The 24,380-nt window shown below is 36.6% G+C and carries 17 protein-coding genes; 5 read left to right on the top strand and 12 right to left on the bottom strand.

Annotation, left to right across the window (positions count from 1 at the left end):
* Window positions 1-502 precede the first annotated feature (502 nt).
* Window positions 503-2,119, top strand: coding sequence for a glutamine-hydrolyzing GMP synthase (guaA, locus tag IQ247_RS00320; protein WP_322745359.1), 1,617 nt, complete (start codon window positions 503-505; stop codon window positions 2,117-2,119).
* 264 nt (window positions 2,120-2,383) lie between these two features.
* Here the strand turns inward: guaA and IQ247_RS00315 are convergent, their stop codons facing one another.
* Both IQ247_RS00315 and cdf31 read right to left on the bottom strand, forming a co-directional pair.
* The gene (locus tag IQ247_RS00315; RefSeq protein WP_193915589.1) at window positions 2,384-4,759 is read right to left on the bottom strand and encodes a PAS domain S-box protein; all 2,376 of its coding nucleotides are present in this window, start codon (window positions 4,757-4,759) and stop codon (window positions 2,384-2,386) included.
* Window positions 4,760-5,337: 578 nt separating this feature from the next.
* Window positions 5,338-6,225, bottom strand: coding sequence for a CDF family zinc efflux transporter Cdf31 (cdf31, locus tag IQ247_RS00310; protein WP_193915587.1), 888 nt, complete (start codon window positions 6,223-6,225; stop codon window positions 5,338-5,340).
* 423 nt (window positions 6,226-6,648) lie between these two features.
* Between cdf31 and IQ247_RS00305 the strand changes: the two genes are divergently transcribed.
* Both IQ247_RS00305 and IQ247_RS00300 read left to right on the top strand, forming a co-directional pair.
* Window positions 6,649-6,999, top strand: a complete 351-nt coding sequence (locus IQ247_RS00305) for a hypothetical protein (protein WP_193915585.1) — start codon at window positions 6,649-6,651, stop codon at window positions 6,997-6,999.
* 410 nt (window positions 7,000-7,409) lie between these two features.
* Entirely contained in the window at window positions 7,410-8,462 is a 1,053-nt protein-coding gene (locus IQ247_RS00300) for a tellurite resistance TerB family protein (RefSeq protein WP_193915582.1), read from the top strand.
* 1,174 nt (window positions 8,463-9,636) lie between these two features.
* Here IQ247_RS00300 and recG read toward each other — a convergent pair.
* The 7 genes from recG to IQ247_RS00265 form a co-directional block, all read right to left on the bottom strand.
* Window positions 9,637-12,117, bottom strand: a complete 2,481-nt coding sequence (recG, locus tag IQ247_RS00295) for an ATP-dependent DNA helicase RecG (RefSeq protein WP_193915580.1) — start codon at window positions 12,115-12,117, stop codon at window positions 9,637-9,639.
* 392 nt (window positions 12,118-12,509) lie between these two features.
* On the bottom strand, window positions 12,510-13,619 hold the full coding sequence (locus IQ247_RS00290) for a hypothetical protein (RefSeq protein WP_193915577.1): 1,110 nt from the start codon (window positions 13,617-13,619) through the stop codon (window positions 12,510-12,512).
* A 164-nt stretch (window positions 13,620-13,783) separates the two neighbouring features.
* The gene (tsf, locus tag IQ247_RS00285; protein ID WP_193915574.1) at window positions 13,784-14,728 is read right to left on the bottom strand and encodes a translation elongation factor Ts; all 945 of its coding nucleotides are present in this window, start codon (window positions 14,726-14,728) and stop codon (window positions 13,784-13,786) included.
* A 385-nt stretch (window positions 14,729-15,113) separates the two neighbouring features.
* Entirely contained in the window at window positions 15,114-15,920 is an 807-nt protein-coding gene (rpsB, locus tag IQ247_RS00280) for a 30S ribosomal protein S2 (RefSeq protein ID WP_193915571.1), read from the bottom strand.
* A 569-nt stretch (window positions 15,921-16,489) separates the two neighbouring features.
* On the bottom strand, window positions 16,490-17,437 hold the full coding sequence (locus IQ247_RS00275) for a glycosyltransferase family 2 protein (RefSeq protein WP_193915567.1): 948 nt from the start codon (window positions 17,435-17,437) through the stop codon (window positions 16,490-16,492).
* A 200-nt stretch (window positions 17,438-17,637) separates the two neighbouring features.
* On the bottom strand, window positions 17,638-18,408 hold the full coding sequence (locus tag IQ247_RS00270) for a hypothetical protein (RefSeq protein WP_193915563.1): 771 nt from the start codon (window positions 18,406-18,408) through the stop codon (window positions 17,638-17,640).
* A gap of 497 nt (window positions 18,409-18,905) precedes the next feature.
* A complete protein-coding gene (locus tag IQ247_RS00265; RefSeq protein WP_193915559.1) occupies window positions 18,906-19,559 on the bottom strand; it encodes a hypothetical protein in 654 nt (217 codons plus the stop codon).
* Between the two features lie 442 nt (window positions 19,560-20,001).
* Here IQ247_RS00265 and IQ247_RS00260 point away from each other — a divergent pair, with 442 nt between their 5' ends.
* Entirely contained in the window at window positions 20,002-21,198 is a 1,197-nt protein-coding gene (locus IQ247_RS00260; protein ID WP_193915556.1) for an argininosuccinate synthase, read from the top strand.
* 89 nt (window positions 21,199-21,287) lie between these two features.
* On the opposite strand, the gene IQ247_RS00255 is transcribed toward IQ247_RS00260, so the two are convergent.
* The gene (locus IQ247_RS00255; protein ID WP_193915551.1) at window positions 21,288-21,929 is read right to left on the bottom strand and encodes a DedA family protein; all 642 of its coding nucleotides are present in this window, start codon (window positions 21,927-21,929) and stop codon (window positions 21,288-21,290) included.
* Window positions 21,930-22,511: 582 nt separating this feature from the next.
* Between IQ247_RS00255 and IQ247_RS00250 the strand changes: the two genes are divergently transcribed.
* A complete protein-coding gene (locus tag IQ247_RS00250) occupies window positions 22,512-22,838 on the top strand; it encodes an STAS domain-containing protein (RefSeq protein ID WP_193915546.1) in 327 nt (108 codons plus the stop codon).
* Between the two features lie 167 nt (window positions 22,839-23,005).
* On the opposite strand, the gene IQ247_RS33015 is transcribed toward IQ247_RS00250, so the two are convergent.
* Both IQ247_RS33015 and IQ247_RS00245 read right to left on the bottom strand, forming a co-directional pair.
* Entirely contained in the window at window positions 23,006-23,140 is a 135-nt protein-coding gene (locus tag IQ247_RS33015) for a hypothetical protein (RefSeq protein ID WP_265579652.1), read from the bottom strand.
* A gap of 543 nt (window positions 23,141-23,683) precedes the next feature.
* Window positions 23,684-24,241: an Npun_F5560 family protein gene (locus IQ247_RS00245; RefSeq protein WP_193915542.1), complete on the bottom strand. Its 558-nt coding sequence runs from the start codon at window positions 24,239-24,241 to the stop codon at window positions 23,684-23,686.
* Window positions 24,242-24,380 lie beyond the last annotated feature (139 nt).

Below are 24,380 nucleotides of genomic sequence, written 5' to 3'. Positions count from 1 at the left end.
CACTTATATATTATATTTATATTATATTTATGTTTATACAAGAGATAATACCCCTCTTATGGGTTGATATATTACCCAAAATGTCTTAAAGAAAATGTCACCGTTCTTTGTCTAATTTCCGTCTGTTTTCAATTGATTTTGCTCAAAAACTAACCTATAGCTAGACAATACAACCATAATAGACTTGCAAAATTAGGATTCTTTGCAAAAAAAACAAAGTCTCTTTTACGCAAAATGACGAAATTATGGTAAGTTAATAAAAATAAACATAAGAAATCCAAATAAATAAATATATCTTTTTGGAGCCAGTTTAAGGTAACTTTTTAATCTTAATAGCATTAACAGATATAAGAATTACAGCAGGCGCATATATCGATTTTGCGTTTGATGTGAAAGTTGTTAAAGAATTTTGCCCGAATGCAGCTGGCCCTTGTGGTATTTAGCCAAATCGGAAGCTATCGTAAATCCTTACTCTTCTAATTTCCCCATTATGAACACAGCGGTGAGTCTACTAACGAAAGATGCTCCTCAAGCTCAAAAAGTAGAATTAAAAAAACAAATTAATCGTCAAATGATTGCGATTCTCGACTTTGGTTCTCAGTATTCCGAACTAATTGCTCGTAGAATCCGCGAAACTCAAGTATATTCCGAAGTTATTTCCTATCGCACCACAGCCGAACAGCTTCGTCAACTTAATCCTAAAGGAATCATTCTTTCAGGTGGACCGAGTTCGGTTTATGATGCCAAAGCTCCCCATTGCGATCCCGAAATATGGCATTTGGGAATTCCGATTTTGGGTGTCTGCTACGGTATGCAGTTGATGGTGCAGCAACTCGGTGGAGAAGTTAAAAAATCCGAACGTGGTGAGTATGGTAAAGCCGCTTTGTATATAGACGACGCGACAAACTTGCTTACCAGCGTTGAAGATGGTACTACCATGTGGATGAGTCATGGTGACTCGGTAATTACAATGCCTTCCGGATTTGAATTATTAGCCCATACAGCGAATACTCCAACTGCTGCGATCGCCAATCATGAAAAGAAACTTTACGGTGTGCAGTTTCACCCAGAAGTAGTGCATTCCGTGGGTGGATTCTCGTTAATCCAGAATTTTGTTTATCAAATTTGTGAAAGCGAACCTACCTGGACAACCGATGCTTTTGTAGAAGAAGCGATTAGAGAAATTCGCGCTAAAGTTGGTGAAAAGCGAGTGTTGTTAGCGCTCAGCGGAGGAGTTGACTCTTCGACACTGGCATTTTTGCTATATAAAGCCATTGGAGATCAACTAACTTGCGTTTTCATCGATCAAGGCTTTATGCGGAAGTTAGAACCGGAACGCTTGCTCAAATTATTCTCAGAACAGTTTCACATCCCGGTTGAATATGTGAACGCTCGCGAACACTTTATTAAAGCCTTAGATGGAATCACCGATCCAGAAGAAAAGCGACGTATCATTGGACGTGAATTTATCCACGCATTTGAAGAAACATCCAAAAATCTCGGTCCTTTTGATTATTTAGCCCAAGGAACCTTATATCCCGACGTAATTGAATCAGCAGATACCAATGTTGATCCGCAAACTGGAGAACGAGTAGCAGTCAAAATTAAGAGCCATCACAATGTTGGTGGTTTACCCAAAGACTTGCGTTTTAAATTAGTAGAACCCCTACGAAAACTTTTTAAAGACGAAGTTCGTAAGGTAGGGCTTTGCGTTGGTTTACCAGAAGAAATTGTACAACGTCATCCTTTTCCTGGTCCAGGTTTAGCTATTCGTATTATTGGGGAAGTTACCGCCGAACGGTTAAATATTTTACGAGACGCTGATTTAATCGTGCGTCAAGAGATTAACCGTAATAATCTGTATAACAAATACTGGCAAGCCTTTGCTGTACTGCTACCAGTCAGGAGCGTAGGTGTTATGGGCGACCAAAGAACTTATGCTTATCCAGTAGTATTACGGATAGTTACCAGTGAAGATGGAATGACCGCAGATTGGGCGCGGGTACCTTATGATATCCTCGAAGTCATTTCTAATCGGATTGTAAATGAAGTAAAAGGTGTTAATAGGGTTGTGCTTGATATTACATCCAAGCCACCTGGAACTATTGAATGGGAATAGGTAATTGGGAATTGGTAATTGGTAATTGGTAATTGGTAATTGGTAATTGGTAATTGGGAATAAAAATCCGTGTAATCTTTTTTAATCCGTGATTAGGATTGGTAATTGGTAATTGGTAATTGGTAATTGGTAATTGGGAATAAAAATCCGTGTAATCTTTTTTAATCCGTGATTAGGATTGGGAATTGGTATATCACCCATTACCCATTACCCATCACCCATTACCCATTACCCATTACCCATCACCCATTACCCATCCCTAACTCAAATCGGTAACTTAATCGTAAAAGTACTCCCCTGCCCCTCTCCACGGCTGAAAACTTCAATCGTTCCCCCGTGGAGTTCAACAATATGACGAGTAATTGCTAAACCTAATCCTAAACCACCTTTTTTTCTAGTTCCTTCTGCTTGACGATAGCGTTCAAAAACATATGGTAAAAATTCCCCATTAATCCCAATTCCCGTATCGGTGACAGTAATCTGAGCATAGTTTGAGAAAGTTGATTTTTGTATTCCCAAACCTTGTTTTTCCATCTCTTCCACCGACAAATTCACCTCAATTCGCCCCCCTTCTGGTGTAAACTTGATCGCGTTGGAAAGTAAATTTCCTAAAACCTGCTGTAAACGGTTAAAATCACCTTGTATTAATGCAACTGAATTATTCAGAATGGATTTTATATTAAACTCTATGTAAATTGACTTGACATTGGCAACAGGATATGCGCTGTCAATCGCGATTTCGACTGCTTCAATAAGATTAATTTGAGTTATGTCAAGCTGTATCGTTCCTCGCAGCATACGAGAACTATCTAACAAGTCTTCTAGAAGTTTGGCTTGAGATTTGGCATTGCGTTCAATAGTTTCTAAAGCACGAATAGTCCCAGCTTGATCGAGTTTACGAGTTCGTAGCAATTTTGCCCAACCGAGAATCGCATTTAATGGCGATCGCAAATCGTGTGATACCATAGCCACAAAATCGTCTTTACTGCGGTTAGCTGCTTCGGCTGCGGTGCGGGCGGTTTGTTCGCGCTGTAAAATCTCCCTACGTATGGCTTCTAACTGTTTGATCTCGTGAATATCAGTACTAGTGCCAAACCAGTTTAAAATCTTTCCTTGTTGATCTTTCATGGGTAACGCTCGTATTAAAAACCAGCGATATACCCCGTCACTACGACGATAGCGCATTTCTGCTTCGTAATTTTCGCCTTTACCCAGTGCTTGATTCCATAGTTTGCTCACTGACTCCACATCATCTGGATGCAACAACTCTAACCACCCGAAATTCATCGCTTGTTCAATCGGTTGTCCGGTATATTCAAACCAACGTTGACTTATATACTCGCATTCTCCTTGAGGATTGCAACACCAAACTATTTGCGGTAGAGCTTCGGATAAAAAACGATAGCGTTGTTCACTTTGACGTAACTCTGCTTGCGCTTGTTTACGCTTGCTGATATCAAGAACAAAACAAACACTGTAACCGGATGCTTTTCTACCTTCGATGGTGGCAATTGCTAATAAAATCGGAATGCGAGTTCCATTTTTGTGGAAATACTCTTTTTCAAAAGGTTTACACACTCCATTAACTCGTAATTCTTGCATTCTCTGAGCATCGAGTTGGGAATATTCCCCAGGAGTCATCCGATTCCAATAAAGCAAACCTGCTTCTAATTCCTCACGAGTGTAACCAAAGGTTTCTAGAAAAGCATCGTTTGCTTCGTAAATTTTACCCGTAAAGTCACCAAAATAAATTCCTACAATATTTGATTCAATAATTGCTTTAAACTTCGTTTCACTCTCACGTAATGCAGCTTCAACTTGTTTAGTTTCGGTAATGTCACTCATCGAACCTACTACCCGCACCGGGTGTTCCATAGCATTCCGCACTACTAAACCTCTATCAAGTACGTAACGATATTCACCGTTTTTATGACGCACCCGATACTCGAAACTATAGTAATCTTGATTGGCAAGTACAATTTGTAAAGGTTGGAATAAACTATTTTTATCTTCAGGATGAACTAATTCCATCCACCATTCAATAGTCGGTTCTATTTCTTCTAAAGAGTAACCCAAAATAGAAGTGATTCCTTGGGTTCTAATCACACTATTAAAAGTAATATCCCAATCGTAAATTACACACTCCACCGCACGGGATGCTAATTGAAATCTCTCGTTGCTTAAACGTAATTCTTCTTGAGTTTGCTTGAGATTACTAATTTCTAACTCTATATCAATTAATTGAGGTGCAAATTTGGCAGCATTTAACAGCGCAGATTCAACTGTAGAATTTAAAATTTTTGCTGTTACCTGTTGCTTAACTAAATAATCTTGAAAACCGCTTTTCATTGCCTGCACCGCAATATTTTCATTTCCATATTCGGTGAGCATAATTATCGATGGCGTTGGTTGCTGCTGCTTTAATTTACAGAAAAATTCCAATCCATCCATATCTGGCAGACGGTATTCTATTAAAATCAAGTCAACCTCGACACTTTTACACAAATCTAATGCAGCTTTCCCGGTTGATTTTGACAAAATTACATAACTTCGCTGAGAATTGTCCCGCAGATAGCCTTCATACTTTTGGTAATCTTGGAAATTATCGTCAATAATTAAAACCGTTAGTTGCTGTACCATTGCAAATCAAATATATTTAAAAATATTGGAAGTAACTACAAAATCCAGCAATCAATTATTTAATAATTAATATATAATTAATCCTCTTGAATTCTCTTTTATAATCAGTAAATTAAATTGAAAAACTTGACAATTTACAAATAATCATTAAACAACAATATCTAAATTATTTTTTTGCTCAACAATATACTAATAGAAACACAAACAAGCTTTAAATATTTTTTTACATGAGTTCGATTTTTTCAAAAACCACCATTCAGAATTCAAGTTTTTGCCTTAAATATTCGTAAAATCAGACACAATTCATAAAAACCCGATTTCTCCTCGAACAGAAAAATCCGGTTTTTAAACTTTCTTGCCCCAGGGAACGCTGTTTACACAAAGTATCTTTTGGAGTATTGACAAATCATCGAATTCGCGTTTCCTTAAACTGGTGAAAACTTATGATTAACTAAAAACTAATATTCATATTTACATTATCTTAGTATAATCCTGAACATTTGTAAAAAATAGTAATTTTTTCTTAATAAAGACTATATTCTTCAAACTATTTAGACTTAAGCAAACCATTAAAAATTTTAAAAGCTAATTTGATTGGATTTATAAGCAGGAGGTTCCACATGAATCAAAATTCTGGCTGGACTAAATTTTGCTTCCAAACTAGTTTCCACTTCTTCAGTAATACGATGAGCAGTTTCTACATCTTTAGCATCAACAATTAAATGCATTTCGATAAAAACTTGACGACCAACAATCCCGCGAGAAGCGATATCATGACAGTTGACAACACCAGGAACATTTAAAGCAATATCGTAAATATTTTCCGGCGCGATCGCCATAGAATCTACTAGCCAAGGTAAATTTTCTTTGATTACAGTCCAACCACTAAAAAACACTAGTAAAGCCACAGGAAAAGCTAAAATTACATCCAACCATTGATAGCCCAACCAAACACCAATTAAACCGAGCATTACACAAATAGTTACCCAAACATCACTCATAGTATGATGAGCATCAGCAATTAAAATTGGGCTACCAACTCGTTTTCCCACAGTTCTTTCGTAGAAAGCAACAAAAATATTTATACCCAATACTAACAGTAATAACCACAATTGTGGACCAGAAATAGTAACTGGTTTGCTTCCTTGAATAATTCTTTCAATTGCACCCTGGAGAATTTCAAAACAAGCAATTGCTAAAAATGCCGCAATTCCTAAAGCTCCTACAGCTTCAAATTTTTGGTGTCCGTAGGGATGTTCTCGATCCGGTAATGGAGAAGAAAATTGAGTAGTAATTAGACCTAAAACATTATTTGCACTGTCGGTGACACTGTGTAAAGCATCAGCTACTAAACTCAGAGAACCTGTGACAATTCCTACTGAGGCTTTTAATCCCATCACAAATAAGTTAAGCAGTAGAGTCACGATTAAAACCTTTCTTACTACTGCGCGATTATCCTTAATCATAGAGTATTTTTAATATCTGGGGTCTTACATTCTAATGTAAAACTTAAGACCAGCATTGGATGTATAAAATTGTTACTTATTCAAGAATAAATATTTTTTTCACTACAAAATATCAACTAGTTTATTGAGATTTTTTATAATTAAAAGCAACTAGAAACCTTTAAAAAATAAATTTTTTATAATATTATGATAAAAATAATTATAAATACTTATGCGAACATTTAATTACACATTTTCTTTAGATAGGCACTCAACATGAAAAATTTTTTCATCGCCCTGAATGTAAGGGTTTTTCTCGCTATTCACTACTCACTACTCACTTACAAGTCAGTAGGGTGGGAGGGGAATAGGGCATATTACTAATTATGATGCGCCATAAAGAGGCAAAATAAAAATGTAACGAGATGTTTTGATAAATCACTCATGTCTGCAAATCATTTGACACTTAATCTGATTGAAGGTTCCGTATCTTTTAGCTTTTCACCCGCAGCAGCAAGGGAATTAAAAGCAGCTATCGATGAATTGATGCAAAAACTCAAAGCAGTTGCGGCTAAAACGAATGGTGGGGTTGGTAGAGCAACTCCCCAATCGAGTATGGAATATCGCTATACCGGAGAAGTATTTATAGAAATTTTTTGTAATCCTAACATCTGGGCTAGTCCTTTCGCAGCAAAAGTTTTACTTACTGTCCGCTCTGACACCATTCGTTTGACAACCGAAGCTGAACTTACCCGGATTGTAGAAGATATCAATCAGTACTTAGAGCAGGCTTAACTAAGTAAGATCAAGAATATTAAACAAAAATAATTCATGACTAATTGCGGATTTCTGATTAGTCATGAGCAAAACGCGAGATAATAAATTAAAGTGCCTTAGAAGCATAAAAATTAGGATTGTAAAACTATAGAAATAAATAATTGTCAAGTAGAAACAAAAATTAACAAAGTATTCGCAATCAGTCAAAATGCAGCCAAAGCATATAAAATACGGATTTCAATTTTACATCGTATTTTTTATCGTTTTTAGGACGAGTTATTTTATTTTAGTAATATAGAGATTAAATATAATTTGACACCGTTATACAAGAATAATTTTGGCTTTATAATACAAAGAGTTTTTGAGCAACAACTTTAACATATACTAATTTTTATTTAGACTCAAAATCATCCACGGAGGTAAGAGTTATGGGCAAATACGATAAATTTTTTAGTTCAAAAAAAACATTGAAAGAGTCATTGACTCCAGAAGAAGCAGTAGCTGCCATTGCACTTGTAACCACAGTTGCTGATTCTTCCTTAGAAGATGTAGATATAGAATTTTTGGTGGATATACTTTGGGGATTCGAGATTTTTGAAGAATATTCCGATGAAGATTTATTAGAAATGCTTGATAAACTTCTCAATCTCGCCGAACAACAAGGAGCCGGAGCGTTGTTTAATGCTGCTAACGATAAACTTGAAGATGAGTTTTTAGAGGATGCTTTTGCGGCTGGGGTAAGTGTAATCATAGACGAAGAAGAAATGCATATTCCTAAAAGCAAAACACCTTTACTAAAAAGTTTGCAGCAAGCTTTAGAACTTGATGATGAAGAAGCCCAAGAAATCATAGAAGATGTCATTGCTGCCTTCGAGGAAGCTGAGTTAGAAGAATTACTTGAAGATGAAGATGAAACAATAGTAGATATAGCTTTTAGTATAGAAGAATATGAATCACCATCGGACAATTTTACAGTGCCAATTCCTGTAGATCCTCATCAAGGTGGTAAAGTTCAAAGTCAAGAAGGTGCAGTTAGTTTTTCTGATGATCAAGGTACTTTTTTAAGAATAGATTATTATCCTTTACCTACCAAACAGATGGAGGAAATGGAAGCCATTGGACAAGAAGAATATCTCAAATCTACTCTTGTGAATAAATATGTTCCTAAAGAGATAGTTGCTAATTTGCCAGAAGCTGAAGTCGAATACAGTGAATATATGGCAAAAACCTTAGAAGGTTCTTATTTCGTGCTACTTTATATGCCTGGAGGTTCCAGAATTTATAAAACAGGAAATAATGGTACTGCCACAAAATTAGATGCTTATAGAGGATTAATCGCATTTATTAACGGTGAATTTCTCTATATAGTTAGCAGTCAACGTACATTTTTAGATGGCAAAACTCCTAGCTTTATGAAAGAAGAAGCTGTTGCACTCAAGCAAATAATTTTGGACTTTATCGATACTATTGACTTTAATTGAAGTTTCGCCAAATATTCCTTGAGATAGAGGGTGGTTTTTAAAAATAAATCGCCTTCTTACTTACTCAATTTATATTCTTTGATAAACAATTTCATATTATTCCTTTTTCTAATATTTTAGAATTATAAATCTATCATTTGAGGATGCGCTAGTTTACCTAAAAAATCTAACCCCTTCACCACAGATTTTTCACATCTAAAAACCTACCGTCAAATAATTAGGATTTACCCTCCATCAACCCGGTTTCTATGGAAAATCATTGTTTTTATCATCAAATATCCATGAAAAAGCCTCATTCGTGATCATCTAAACCAACAACTATTCACCTAATTATTTTGTACTCCTCAATCTATATCGCGATCGCAATATTCTAATTCGATAATATCTAATCTTTGCCATATAGGTTTATAAGGATGATTTTGTGACTTATGAAAATAAATTTATTTGCAGCAATTTTTACATATAGCATTGATATAAAAGCCGATTTTTCTCAATATAAATACGTATTTTAAGCTTTATGTGCAATATAAAATACTTGTATTTTTACGTGATTTTTATCAGTTTATATCTAATTGTTAAATCGCTAAAAAAACGACCTTTTAAATATCGAAGTCGGGTTTTTATAACTGTTGTCTCCCGTTAAAGATATTTATCCTAAAAACCCGACTTCTAATGATTTTCTGCTCATCTTCCCAAAATTACCTTGTCGCAGCTACTCATACTAAATAAAACTCTTTACTATAAATAACTCAATTTTTTTAAATTCAATTTTTCAGATTTGAGATTATTCTCAGTCAATATACGGTATCATTATTTTTTAGGTGATATGAAATACTTTAAAATCGTCAGTAAGTAATAAATCTACATATAAACATAACTTTTTTCTCAGTGCTGAGTTATCAAAAAAGGCAAAATTCGTGATAATTGAGAATTGGGTCATTAATAATGCGAATTTAGTCATTAAATCCACGAAATTACGTTGTTTTCGGGACGTGACATAAGTCACTTTTATAGTGTAGAATAAAGTACTGTGTACAATCTGTCTGGACTTATTTTGTGTTTTTTAATCAAACAGATTCTTTCCCAAAAAATATCAATCAAGATTATTTATGCAATATATAAAATGATTTACTAATTTGAGAATAAGAAAAACTGACAATAATATGATTGGAAATCATGTCAAAATCGTACCACCCATTAACTTTTCATAACGGCATTTCAACTCATCTTTCATTAACGTCCATTGCTCTAAAGTTCCATCTATTTCGATAATTTTTTCCGCAGCTTGACGAGCTAAAACTAATATTTCTTCGTCTTCGACTAAACTTGCTAAAGTAAAATCTGGTACACCCGATTGTCGAGTTCCTAAAACTTCGCCAGGACCTCGAAAACGCATATCCATTTCTGAAATAAAAAACCCGTCTTGAGACTGTTCTAATACTTTCAATCTTTGTTGAGCGTCAGCGCTGCGAGAGCCGCTGATTAAAATACAAAAAGATTGCGCTGCGCCTCTACCAACACGTCCCCGTAATTGATGCAGTTGCGACAAGCCAAATCTCTCCGCATTTTCAATTAACATTACTGTTGCATTCGGGACATCTACGCCTACCTCTACCACGGTAGTAGAAACCAAAATTTGGGTTTGGCGATCGCGAAATTTCGTAATTGCTGCGTCTTTGTCAGCGGAAGTCATGCGACCATGAAGCAATCCCACCTGAAATTCGGGAAATACTGCTTCCTGCAACTTTTTATGTTCCTCTACTGCGGAGCGTAGGTCTAATTTTTCCGATTCTTCTACCAAGGGTAAAACGACATAAACTTGTCTTCCCTGAGCAATTTCTCGGCGAATCAAGTCATAAGCGTGACTGCGTTCACTTCCCCTCAAAGCTGTAGTTTTAATCTTCTGTCTTCCCGGTGGTAACTCATCAATTTGACTCACATCTAAATCACCATGAATAGTCAGGGCTAAAGTTCGTGGAATCGGAGTTGCAGTCATGGTTAAGACATGAGGTTGTTCACCTTTTTGCTGTAACCGCGCTCGTTGCTGTACTCCAAAGCGATGCTGTTCGTCAATTACCACTAAACCCAATCGCTGAAAGTTTACTGGGTCTTGAATTAAAGCATGAGTACCGACTAAAAGCGGTAATTCTCCCGTTTCTAACTGAGCGTGAATTTGTCGCCGTTTTGCCACTTTTGTCGAACCTGTCAGTAAATCTACTGGTAAATGCAACAGGTTAAACCAGCTAACTAACTTACGATAATGTTGTTCTGCTAAGACTTCTGTGGGAGCCATCAAAGCAGCTTGATAACCGGATTGAATCGCCGCAATAATTGCAATCACCGCGACAATAGTTTTACCAGAACCCACATCTCCTTGTACCAAACGATTCATTGGTGTAGGTTTTTGTAAATCCTTGAGAATATCTTGGATAACTCGCTGTTGCGCTCCTGTTAATTGAAACGGTAATATTTCATGGAATTGTTTTAATAACTCACCTTGGGGGGCTAGAATTGCGCTAGTTTGAATTTGACGCGCTTTTTGTTGACGTTGTAGTAAACCCAGTTGCAGGTAGAAAAATTCATCGAATACCAAACGACGACGTGCGGCTCGTAAACTGTCGCTATCGGGGGGAAAATGGATATTATTAATTGCGTCTTTTAATTCCATTAATTGATATTTCTTTAATAAACCTTTTGGTAAAGGTTCTTTCAACTGCGCGGTTGCCGGTAAAGCCGCAATTACCGCTTGTCGCAGCGTATTTGCAACTAATCCTTCGGTCAAGGAATATACTGGCACAACTCTACCGACAGTCAGGGATTCAATCGCATCTCCCGGATTTGCTAAAACTTCTAATTCTGGATTATCAAGAGTTAAACCGTACTTACTTTCCTTGACTAATCCACAAGCAGCTAAAGTACTACCTACAGCGTAGCGACGCTTCATACTTTCTTGCCAAGGGCGACTGCTGTAACGAGCGCCTGCGTAAAAACGACTAATTTTTAAAATACCGGAGTTATCTTTTAAGTGAATTTCTAAAATCGATAATTTCTTATTTTTAGGGCTACAAAAACAGTTACAGCGCTTCACCGTTGCCACTAAAGTAACTGTTTCACCTGCTTGTAGTTCACCAATACATACTTGATTGGCGTAATCAATATGGTCGCGGGGAAAGTAAAATAGTAAATCGCGCACCGTATCCAAACCAAGACGCTGTAATTGACCGGCTTTTTTAAAGCCAATTTGGGGTAAATCGTGGAGTTTTTGGTCTAAATCCGGTACAAGTCGGCGATTTACCTCAGCGACAATTTTAGTTTTAGGAATTTGGACTTTTGACTGGGAATCATAATTATTGACATTATTGACAGTGCTTTCCTCTTCCCCTTGATGTTGCAACCTGTAAAGATATCGGCGAGTTTCCGCCACCAAATGCTGCCTATCTTCAGTTTCCAGATTAGGATAATTTGCAAATTTAATAGCAAACTCCTGCCACCGACGACGTTCATCTGTAGGTAAGCCGACGGGGAATTGACCAAAAGTTAAAGTCAGAAACTCATTAAATAGATATTGTCTACCCTGCAAGTTAATAAAACCTTGTTCCGTTTCCACCGTCAAGGCTTTTTGCAATCTTATCCAATCTGGTTTGTCATTATTCATCTGCGATAGTTGACAGTTGACAGTTACTAGTACTTCACCACATTAATTTTGAGGAGTTAAAATACCTCTTCGTAGGTTGGGTTGCGCTTCGCTTAACCCAACGCGGGTGCCGAGGCTCCACTACGTTTTGCTTCGCAACGCTTGCGCGAACAGCCCAACCTACAATATTACATTGATTACCCCTCATAACTTATGTGGTGGACTACTAGTACTTCACCACATTAATTTTGAATGGTTAGTTTTTCCCAAAATTGTCTAGAGACGTTATGTATAACGTCTCTACAGCACGTCGGTAGACGAACAAACCCCTCATAACTTATGTGGTGAACTACTAGTTGTTTATTACCAATTTATAACCTATAACCTCTAACCTATAACCTATAACCTTTGATCTAATCCTCATACCAACTAGCACGCCAAGCAGCCTCTGCATTAGCTACAGAACGCTCTCGCTGTTTCTTTTGATATTCTCTACCCAATTTGGCTAATTGATTCAAAATATTGCGAATCTGCTTGCGTTCAGAAGAAAGTTTAACATCAGCAAACTCGATTTCAACTAACCGTAGATTTAAAGCCATGACTTGAGTCAAGCTTTCCGCATCCAATTGCTTTTCTTCACTTTCAATTCCAACAACCAAGCTAAGCAAATTTGGAGGCCCAGGAATCATTTCCGTAGATGCTTCGACTGAGGCTGCTGCTGCTTCTAAAATAGGTTCAGGCAATTTCTGAGGTAAAATATTAGCCTTTTGTAATAAACGATTGCCATCGCGGGACAAACTTTTCAATATATAACTAATAGCTCTTTCTAAGTTTTTTTGCCAAGCAGCTAATTCCATAGGATTGGAAGTATTGGGGCTAAACCAGTTTTTCCAATCTTTACTAAGTGAGGGTTCTAAGGACAACATGGGAAAAGAAAAATTCTCAGAAAAAGATGGTATTTTAACATTTGGGGGAATTGAAGTATAGGGAGCAGTTTGAGACAAATTATTTGTCAATTGTGCATCATCTTCTGCTTCTAATTCTCGGGCAATTTCTGCTAAATCTTCATCATCTTCCATATCCAATTCTTGAATAATTCCTACTAAATCTTCTTCCTCAATCTCTAATTTTTCCTCTAGATGTTCTTGATTATTTTCTTCTATTGTTTCTTTAGGCTCATGTTGATCAACAACTTCTTCTTCTTCTTCTTCTTCTTCTTCTTCTTCTTCTTCTTTTAACTCCTCATCATCAATTAAAGCTTGCATATCTTGGGATGCAGATTTTGCTAAATTACGCATAGCTTGCTGCAATTTCTGGCGTTGATTTAAAGATAATTTCAGAAATTTTTCTGGATAACCTTGAGTACACAAATGATAGCTTGCTAAAATCAATTGCTGACATACAGCTTTTCCCAAAACCGACAAATAACTCTCATAAGCATTTTTCAATTGTATTGCGATGGCGCTGATGGCTTTTTCTAGCTCCACAATATCCTGTTCTATTCGCTCAATTGGTCTTGCCATATATTTTTTCCATTTTATCTTAGTTGTGGTACAAAAGTACGCAATTATTCCCAGGTAATCGCTTCTAAGATTTGAATTAATAGTTATTAATAGTTAATATATAAAAAACAGGCCAACCGAACGGAAGATTGACCCGTATAAAAACTAAACTACTCTGAGCTGAATTATTTATTGCCTAATTGTGCGGCAACTTCCTCAGCAAAGTTTTCTTCTTTTTTATCAATACCTTCACCAAGAATATAACGCTCGAAGCGACTGATAGAAATTTCTCCGCCGACTTTAGAACCAGTTTGTTTGACTAATTCTTCAATCGAAGTACTTTGATCGCGGATGTAAGGCTGATCCAACAAAGTCATTTCTTGAAGACGCTTATCGATTCTGCCTTGAACAATCTTTTCTTTAATATTGTCAGGTTTTTTCGCTAAATCATCCCGTCCCATTTCGATTTCTTTTTCTTTCTCGGAGATTTCGGCAGGAATTTGGTCTACACTGATATACTCAACATTGGGACAAGCAGCAACCTGCATCGCCACGTTTCTTGCTAAAGTTTGAAACTCTTCGTTGGTAGTAGCAGCTTCCGAATCGCACTTCAGTTCAACTAGCACACCAACTCTACCACCAGTATGAATGTAGCTGTCTACAACACCTTGCTTATCTCCGGATAAAGAGTAATTAACAAAACGTCGGACTTTGATATTTTCACCTAGAGTGGCAATTGTTTCAGCAATAGATTGTTCAACCGTTTTATCTTTGCTTTCTGCATAGGGTTGAGCTAATAAAGACTCGACGCTATCAGCAGTAGCCGCTTGCTGAGCCAAATTCTGGACTAAAGCCTTAAAAGCTTCATTGCGAGCAACAAAGTCAGTTTGACAGTTAACTTCTAATAATACGCCAACACGACCATTTGGTTCGACGTAAGTCTCAATTAAACCCTCAGCAGCAATGCGATCGCTTTTTTTAGTTGCGCCAGCAATGCCCTTTTGACGTAACCATTCGATACCTTTTTCAATGTCACCGTCGGTTTCTTTCAGTGCTTTTTTGCAGTCCATCATGCCAGCGCCAGTTTTCCGCCGTAACTCCTGGACTAATTTTGCAGATATTTCCGCCATATTGCCTCAATTTCTACTTTACCAACATTAATGAGTTTAAAGCCTCGCCCGTGCGTGCGTTCATGCCCCGGAGTACGTCAATGACAGTTGTAATAGCTCTGGGGTATTGAGTATTTCTATATTACTCGTGCCGTGGGATATCCAAAAATTTTTTTATCCAAACCAAAAGTATAAAAAGCAGGAGGAATTTAAAGAGTAGGTTGTTGTTGTTGATGATGTCAAACCGAAAACCTTAATACTTTTATCGCTCCTCCTGACTTGTAAGTGAGTAGGGAGTAGTCAGTAGTGAGAAAAACGTTTACATTCATGACGATGAAAAAAAATTTCATCTTGAGTGCTTTGTTGCTGATTGCTGAACTAATAAAATTTATTTAAACTTTAAACTTTATTCTTCAGAATCATCTTCGTCGTCACTATAACCATAGGAATCATCACCTGATTCGCTTTCATCTTCGTAATCGTATTCTTCTTCAGAGCTTTCATAATCGTACTCTTCATCACTATCCAATTGACCGTGATGACCTTCATAAATAGCATCCGCTAATTTACCTACGATTAATTTTATCGAACGAATAGCGTCATCGTTGGCAGGAATGGGAATATCTACCACATCTGGGTCACAATTTGTATCTAACATAGATACAATCGGCAATCCCAACTTCTGACATTCTTGAACTGCGTTATACTCCCGGCGTTGGTCTACAATTATCACCACATCGGGGATTTTCCGCATATTTTTAATCCCACCGAGGTACTTTTGCAGCTTTGATAATTCCCGACGCAGCATTGAAGCTTCTTTCTTCGGTAATAAATCCAGCGCACCGCTGTCTTCACGACGCTCTAAATCTTTTAACCGATCTACTCGCGTTTTAATCGTCGTCCAGTTGGTGAGCATTCCACCCAACCAGCGCTGGTTGATATAATGCGCTCCACAGCGACTTGCTTCTTGAGCAATGATTCCCGCAGCTTGTCTCTTAGTGCCAACAAACAGAAACTTCTTACCTTGTTCTGCATTAGTTCGCATATAAGAATATGCATCTTCCATCAACTGGGCTGTTTGCACCAAGTCAATGATATGCACTCCATTGCGAGAAGTGTAAATATAAGGAGACATCTTCGGATTCCATCTCCGGGTTTGATGTCCGAAATGAACTCCTGACTCCATCATTTGAGCCAATGAAACAACAGGCATATTTTTTCTCCTATTCGGGTTAAACCTCCATCTAGTTGCATTTCCTTGTTGGAAACACCCGAATTACTAGATGTGCGAGATTAGAAAACTTTTCTAATTTACCACATAAAAATGCTGCCTTTGAGGGGGAAAACCGAATTTCACTGTTAATCCTATTTTTGCTCGACTTGACAGCGAACAAACTTGAGTTTAATTTCAATTGCTGAGAAGTCGGGTTTTTACGATAAATATCCGTAATATCAGAAAACAGTCATAGAAACCCGACTTCTTACCCGACGAAAAATTAAGCTTTTACCAATTGATAATGGATAATTGTCAGTTATCAATTGTTTTTTATTCCAATCCTCTACCCGGTATCGGGAGATGTTATGATCAATTGTCAATTGTTGAAACCGATACTTTTTCGTTTCTGATTCAGTAATCGAGGATTTACGTTAAGTAATTATCAAAAATATTTTTCTTCTGCTTTCTTATCACAATTGGTAAAGCTCTACCTTTCCTATTAACAGAAGACAGAGCTTTTTCTAAATGCATCGCAAACGATATCCGCAATTTTAATAATATTCTAACTATATTTTCTGTTCCTTTTTCGCTTCTACATAAGCAGCATAAACACCTTGGACGTTATACCAATTTAAGAAAATCCGAGCCAATTCCAAAGCTAATTGTGATTTACCCGATTTAATTAACTGCCGCAATAATGGAGCCATTGTCCGCTCATTTACCGCACCATTCAACGAAAGCACACCCCAAAGTAAACGGTGTAACCAAGTCATTTGAATCATCATCCTAACATCCCAAGTAGGATGCTTTTGATAAAACAAAACTCCCATTCGTCCCCGTTGAATTTCCTTATCAATTAAATTCGGAATTTGCTCTAAATTAAAAGCTGGATGCCAATGATAACCCACAGCTTCCGGACATTTAATTAACTTTAATCCCAACTTTTTCAGCCGCACACCTAATTCTAAATCTTCCCAACCATAAAGTTGAAAACCAGTATCGAAAAGTCCAGCTTTTTCTAACCAATGTTTAGGAATAGCCACGTTTCCTGTAGCAAAAAAAGCAGCAGAATAATCAGTTAATTTATATGGCTCAGAAGTAGGATTCTCGAAATTGGCAGTATTAATTACCGCACCATAAGTAAAAAACCGATCATTTCCTAACTTTTTTTGTCCCTCAGTCAGCGCATCCGCATGAGCTTGAAGAAACACTTCTGTAACAACTAAATCACTATCAATAAAAATAATTATATCACCTTTGGCTTCTTCTACTCCCAAATTACGCGCCGCAGCCGGACCCATGTGTTCTTGCTCGAAGGTTCGGACATGGGGAAATTCATCTTTGTGTGTTTCCAACCACTCTAAGGTACCATCAGTAGAACCATCATCAACCAACACAATTTCGTAATCTGATACCACACTCTTCGGACTCAAAACTTGTACCTCTAAAGCTTTGAGACACTTTTCTAAAATCGGTTTGCGATTGTAAGTCGGAATAACAACACTAAAAAACACAGTTTCACCCCCAACACTATTCCCTTCAGCATAGGACAGCTACAACTATACTGCTGTTCCTTAACTGACTGCGGTTACGGAATTTGTTATTTGAGAATGATACACATAGGGAGTAGGGAGTAGGGAATTGTTGATTGATAACTAGGTAATTACTCCCTTCGCACTCTAAAATTATCTATAAGATTCCCTGTTTAACTTGTTTATTGCTTGAATCTAGCTTGACGACGATTTTGACGCACAATTAAACTGGTTCCAACTATTCCCATCGCTAACCCAAAACCATTAGCTGATTCTGGTACTTGTTGAGGAGTTTGTACGGTAAATTTCAATGTTGCTTTACCTAGTGCTGGAGCAGTTGGATCTTCAGGAAGTCGATCGCTCTGCTCAAAAGTTATTTCACCACTAGCATTTTCAAATATACCTGTTCCTCCGGTAATAGTAATAATACCTCCACCCCTAATTGTACCTGGAAAGTCTGGAGAACCGGGAGGAAACAAGTTAAGCGTAGCTTGATCAGCAGCTTGTCCAAATAATTTATTACCGCTGTCACCAAAATATATATCAGAATTTTCTTCTGGGTTTGGTATTCCCAGTTCAATACGTCTATCGATGATAGATTGTGGTGGGTTCGCTAGTCCTAAAATATCGGGATTTGCATTGAATTCTAATTTTTGTACCTCAGAAATATTTCCATTTTCATCGGTAACAGTTTCCTGAGATACTAATTTCCCGAATGCATTACTTTCAAACTTAGTTAAACCGAAAGGACTATTATCTTGAGAAGTACCGGCAATATTAGCTGTGAAAAAACCAGGCTGGTTTTCAATTGGTGCTATTACAGTTAGGGCATCGTATGTAATCTCAAATTCATTATTGACGCTTGTTTGTGCTTTAACGCTTTGTATATTTGACCCAAATACCGCACTAGTTAAAGCTACGGCCATCACCCATTTTATCTGTGAATGCAACATAGTTAATTATCCTTTTCTTCGTTAATCAGTAATATTGGATTAATCAAAAAGTAATTTTGCTTATTTATAATTATCTAATTAAATGCTCAAATTAATATAAATTAATTATATATTTACTTTAAATAAAAATTATTGGGTAACTAAATTTTTCTCAAAAACATCTAAAAATAATTCAATTATTCATTAAATTCAAATATATATTACTTGCAACAAAATATTTTTTATTTTTATATAGGAATTCTAATTGAATATTGAAAAAATCAGTATACTTAACTTCTTCCTGTCCCCTAGTCCTTACAAGTTATTCAAAAATGAAACCGGACTCCTATATTTACATATTGCATTTAATATTATTAATCATCAACATTAAAAACTCACAAAGTTAAGTCGATAATTTTTATTTATTTTTTAGCTAAATCTAGGATTTTTTTCATATAAACTAATTAAATTACACCAACAAAAATTGGTGTAAAATATCAAATAATTATAATTAACTCTTATCGCTTCAAAATCGATTTACGACGCTTCTGTAAGAACAAACCACTACCCACCACTCCTATAGCTAATCCAAAAGTATCTCTTGGTTCTGGAATTTGGTGGGGAACTTGGAAAGAACCGCTGATAAAAGCCTCACCTACAATCGGAGCAGTTGGATTTGGATTAAATTCGTCTTCTTGTGTAAAAGTCAACGTACCAGTAGCACCAATAAATCTACCGGCACCACCAGTGATATTTATAGTACCTCTACCTGATACTGTAAGGTTTTCAAAGTCAAATACAGCTGTAGCTTTACTAAATCCAAACAGCTTATCATCACCACTACCAAAGTATTCTTCTGAAAGGAAAGGGAAAACTGCTGGGTCTAAACCTAAATCTTCTGGATTTGCACTAAAGGTGCCTATACCAGTCTCAGGATCTATACGACTATAGTTTTCGCTCGTAAAGTTAGTTAGACCGTAAGGAGCATTACTGTTCGTAGCTGTAACAAACGCTTTTACAACATCTGAATCAGGAATAGGTGTAATAGTTAGTTCTGTGTCGTATACAGTATCAAATGGAAATATGGTATTTGCGGCAGCCTTTTGTAAATTTGACCCAATGTTAAAGCAAGTCAAAGCTAATGGAATCAACCATTTAATTTGCGAATGCATGATAAATAACCTCTTTTGACCTTGAAATTTGATTTATTTCTAATTATCCGGATAAATACTGTAAAGAATATAAATTTTAGGTAAAAATTTGAAATCTTTCATTAAAAATACTTTTTTGTATCTTTATTGTGGTGTGACGTATCAATCAGATATAAAATAAATTTCTTGCTCGTAATTAAATAGCCGTCTTGTGAGGAGAGAAGTCGGGTTTTTACAATGATTATTTTTAATCTATAAATATTTAATCTAAAAAAACCCGACTTCTTAATAATTTAAAGTAACTGTTCCTGATTCTCTAGCCCCTATAACTGATTAAAAAAGCAAACCAGATTCCTATATATACCCTGTAGAAAATACTTAACTAGTAGAAATACGGAGGAGAATATACCTAAATTAATTAGATAATAAACCATCGTCGTTTTGCAGCATCGAGAAGTAATCAATGGGTCGCGCCAAAAAGGTTGTGTTAGCATATTCCGGTGGAGTAGATACATCTGTATGTATCCCCTACCTCAAACAAGAATGGGGAGTAGAAGAAGTTATTACCCTAGCAGCAGATTTAGGTCAAGGTGAAGAATTAGAACCAATTCGTGAAAAAGCGCTCAAGTCAGGTGCAAGTGAATCGCTAATAGCCGATGTCCGAGAAACCTTTATCAAAGATTATGCATTTAAAGCCATTCAAGCTAATGCTATTTACGAAAATCGCTATCCCCTAGCAACTGCTCTTGCACGTCCGTTAATTGCTAAAGCATTAGTAGAAACAGCTCATAAATATGAAGCCGATGCGATCGCCCATGGTTGTACTGGTAAAGGTAATGACCAAGTTCGTTTCGATGTAGCGGTTGCAGCGATGAATCCCCGTTTAAAAATACTCGCACCAGCACGGGAATGGGGAATGAGTCGGGAAGAAACTATCGCTTATGGGGAACGGTTTGGTATTCCCTCACCAGTCAAAAAATCTTCCCCTTACAGTATTGACAAAAATATGCTTGGTCGGAGTATCGAAGCTGGTTTGTTAGAAGATCCGTCATACGAACCTCCCGAAGAAATCTACGAGATGACAAAGGCGATCGCCAATACTCCCGACGAACCAGAGTACATCGAAATCGGTTTTACCAAAGGTATTCCTACAACTCTCAACGGTGAATCCAAAACCCCAATTGAGATAATTTCTCAACTCAATCAATTGGTAGGAAATCACGGTGTCGGACGCATTGACATGATCGAAAACCGTTTAGTAGGTATCAAATCGCGGGAAATTTACGAATCACCAGCAATGGTAGCGTTAATTCAAGCCCATCGCGATTTGGAAAGTTTAACTTTGACAGCAGATGTCAGCCACTATAAGCGGGGTATTGAAGAAACTTACAGCCAATTAATTTACAACGGTTTGTGGTTTAGTCCGCTCAAAGCTGCACTTGATGCTTTTATTGAGAAGACACAAGAGCGAGTTTCCGGAACAGTGCGGATGAAACTTTTTAAAGGTAACGCGATCGTTGTTGGTCGTCGTTCCGATAATTCTCTGTACAATCCTGAATTAGCAACCTACGGATCTGAAGACCAATTCGATCATAAAGCTGCCGAAGGCTTTATTTACATCTGGGGATTACCCACCCGCATTTGGTCTCAACAGAAATAACAGAAGTCGGGTTTTTAGGATAATTATCTGTAACATCAGACAACCCTTATAAAAACCCGACTTCTCACTCAACATTTTGACCTTTAACCTTAAACCTTTGACCTGTCAGTAGTTACCTCCTCAACCTGACGCGACTCTAGCCACAAAGGTACGGCTATCAAAGCAACCAGAATCAACAATGCCAAAATAGTAAATTGACCTACCCACTTTACCAACTGTTCTAAAGAAACTACCTTGCCAGCAAAAAAAGCCAAGGAAACCATCGTACCAGCCCAAGCACCAGCGCCTAAAAAGTTGTACAGCAGGAATTTAGCAAAAGGCATTTCAGCAATACCGGCTAATGGTGAAGCAAAAATTCGTAGTAAAGCAAAAAATCTGCCAAAGAATACGGCTTTAGCAGCATTTTCGCTAAATTTTTCTTTAATACCCAAAACCTTAACTTCAGAAATTCGCACGAGGCTTGCAAGTTTCATCAGCAAAGACCAACCACCAATTCGACCAATCCAATAGCCACAAGTCCCACCAATTGCAGCACCCGATGCTGCATCTGCTAAAACTAACCAGTAATTAAGTTCATCATTACCAGCTAAAAAACCGCCCACCAAAGTTACAGTTTCACCAGGAAGCGGAATACCTAAATTTTCTAATAAAATCCCCACAAAAATCGCCCAATAACCGTATTGATGAGCAATTTCCTGAATATTCTCTAATGATATGAAATCGAGAGACATCCAGCCTTTCCATATTTACATAATTTTACATATCTACATCTTGACTCTTTTTTAGATGAGGTGTCAATTAAGTTACAGTTTATTTTATTTAATTTATTTTGAATAAAGTACTTACAAGCTTATAATTTACTTATTATACTAAAAATCATACGTAAATATATTTTTTTGCAAAAATAGTTATTCAATAATTCTTGATTAGCTATATGTTTTAAGGTTTTACTTTTTTTATTTTGCAAAACTATATGCAATAAATAATACATTTACAATAGATATTAATTTACCACAGCCTTATATTTTCTAACATTTAGAATAAAAATTTCACCAGAAATTCATAAATCTCTGGGAAAATTATAAAAATTTTGTAAAAGAAACGATTGTTACGGAAAAACCAAATACCTTATGCATATACTGAGAATTGTTTGGAAAAATTATACGACATAAATACTGATTTAAGTTGTCTCAACTGCATTGCTCAAAACCCGAACTAATATGTAGGTAAGCACGAAGAGCTTCTAGTTAAGAAACAAGTAGTATTTGTGTCTGTTTTTGTTTTTTAAGTACTTCAACTACCTAGTTAAATTTATGACTTTCACAATAGAACGTCAAGTTATTCTATTCCAGCCCGAAGGACCGATGGATTTACAAGGTGGAAATACCTTGAGTGAAAAGATAAATCAAGTTGTACCCCAGCCAGGGCAATTTTGGGTTATAGACTTAGGTAAGGTAGATTTTATGGATAGTTCTGGCTTAGTTGGCTTGGTCAAAGGACTTAAAACAGCGCGTCAATCGAATTGTCGTCTTGTTCTTTGCAATGTTATTGCACCAGTTCGCTTAGTTTTGGAACTTACTCATCTAGATTCTGTGTTTGAAATTTTCAATACTTACGAAGACGTTTTGAACATCTTGTGAAAACAAAAAATTGGTTGTAGCGAACTAATTTTTGTTAATTTGAAATCAAAATGCTGAGGTTTAATTTTATTTTAGCTATTTTAGCCCCGGTAAGTAATTAAACACATCAGCAATCAAACTAACGCTTTGAGGCTGTTCTTAGCGAATATTATATATCAACCGCCATGCTAATTCACTTTCCATACAGATAAACTGCACTCAGCAATAGCTAGAGATGCCGTTAAGTTGATGGAATGTTCTTCCATTTTGAATACTAAAGCAATAGAAGAATTCATTAATGGGTAAAATTGATAACTACTCATTTTTATCGTTTTACCCAAGTAATTCTTCGCTCTCTGATGAAAAATGTACTGTTTTTTATGAGTTTAGGTTCTTTTTGCTAAAATAAATCTCAACTACCAGCCCTTTCTTGTTTAAAGGGCTAGTTTCTATATCTAGCCCAATGAAGATTAATTTTTTTAAATATCTTTTGTTTTAGTTTTTCGATAAATCACCGAGGATAAATCACTTAATTATCTTCTAACTAATTAGCTGCGTCCAGACAAAAAATTAATAATTATTATTAATGTTCAATGGCTGAGCTTTGACTAGTAACCTTTTTTGTAGACAAGCAATGTCAATTCGGGACAATTGTCTATATTTTTTTGATGTATTTTATGCTTCGTTTTTTGCTAAAATCTTAGAAAAGCTTTCTTGATTGATATGCAAAAACCGTAGCTACATCAAGATGTTTAACAATCACGCGGATGGCTTAACCGTGTAAGCTTGTTGAGGGTTAACCGCTCCCATGCCCCCGTTGAAACAAGAAATAAAAGTCTAGACTTGTCTAGTTTTTATATAGCAGATTAAACATTTGGTACCGTAGAAATACCACCTGGGGGATTAGAGCGAGGAAATGAAGGTAAATCAATACCGCTGTGAGAAGCCGTGCGAGATTTAAGAGCTAAACGATAGCTTACGCTTTGCAATTCTGCTTGCAATTGACGGTTTTCTTGCTGTAGAACAGCTAATTTTTCTCTAACCGGAGCCATCCGTTCCTCAAACTTCTGACGATAAATTTGGGGTAGTTCTTGCACTACTTGCTCTAACATCCTACTACGGTCAGTTAACTCTTGAACCGACTGACGTAACTGATAAATTTCGCTGTCGCGAGTGCTAATCTGCTCTTGGTAAAAATTTACCTGTTCTTCCACCGCTTGTAGTTGTTCTCGTAAAGCATTTAGCTCGTTCTGATGACGTTCAGAAACTGCTGGCTGGGGCATAAAATCGGTATTACCCTTTACCAGTCGAAATAGCTCTTGAGACAACTGTTGCACTAATTGGTCTCGAAGCTGTAACTCTTGACGCAACTTTGATACTTCAGTGGAGAGAGCTTGGATAGTGGAGTTATCTGTTTGGCTCACAGTGTCTTACAGTTTACTTAATAAATCTTATTCCACGCTTAGAGCAATAAATATATAGATAGATCGCTTAAAGGTAAGTATCTGTTAATTTAACATCCTTAGCCGTAATGGCAAGGGTAAAAGAGATATATTTTTTACT

The sequence above is a fragment of the Plectonema cf. radiosum LEGE 06105 genome, assembly GCF_015207665.1.
Classification (GTDB): domain Bacteria; phylum Cyanobacteriota; class Cyanobacteriia; order Cyanobacteriales; family Nostocaceae; genus Rivularia; species Rivularia radiosa_A.
Note: the sequence above shows the minus strand (reverse complement) of the source record. Positions and strands in the feature narration are given on the sequence as shown.